Annotated in this window: 1 protein-coding gene; it reads left to right on the top strand. The window is 69.3% G+C overall.

Going from position 1 to position 657, the window contains the following annotated elements:
- Positions 1-654 (top strand): L-ribulose-5-phosphate 4-epimerase (locus H9651_RS14560; protein ID WP_191720049.1); only part of this gene is annotated, 654 nt, incomplete at its 5' end.
- Positions 655-657: the final 3 nt, after the last annotated feature.

Here is a 657-nt window from a genome sequence, read left to right as displayed (position 1 = left end):
GTGGCGGGGTTGCATGCGGAGTTGGTGCGGTACGGCCTGGTGGTGTGGACCGGGGGGAATGTGTCGGGGCGGGTGCCGGGGGCGGATCTGTTCGTGATCAAGCCGTCGGGGGTGTCGTATGACGATCTCGGTCCGGAGAACATGATCGTGTGCGACCTGGAGGGCAACGTCGTCCCCGGCACGCCCGGCAGTGAGCGGGCACCGTCGAGCGATACCGCGGCGCACGCGTACGTGTACCGCAACATGCCCGACGTGGGTGGGGTGGTGCACACGCATTCGCCGTATGCGACGGCGTGGGCGGCGCGCGGTGAGGCGATTCCGTGTGTGATCACCGCGATGGCGGATGAGTTCGGTGGGGAGGTGCCGGTGGGTCCGTTCGCGATCATCGGCGACGATTCCATCGGTCGCGGCATCGTGGAGACGTTGACCGGGCACCGGTCGCGGGCGGTGCTGATGCAGAACCACGGGCCGTTCACGATCGGGGCGTCGGCGCGGGATGCGGTGAAGGCGGCGGTGATGGTGGAGGACGTGGCCCGTACCGTGCACCTGGCCCGGCAGGGCGGGGGGCTGATCCCGATCCCGCAGGACGCGATCGACCGGCTCTACGACCGGTACCAGAACGTCTACGGACAGACCACCGACGACCGCCGGTAGCCC

Source organism: Microbacterium pullorum (assembly GCF_014836535.1).
Taxonomy (GTDB): domain Bacteria; phylum Actinomycetota; class Actinomycetes; order Actinomycetales; family Microbacteriaceae; genus Microbacterium; species Microbacterium pullorum.
Note: the sequence above shows the minus strand (reverse complement) of the source record. Positions and strands in the feature narration are given on the sequence as shown.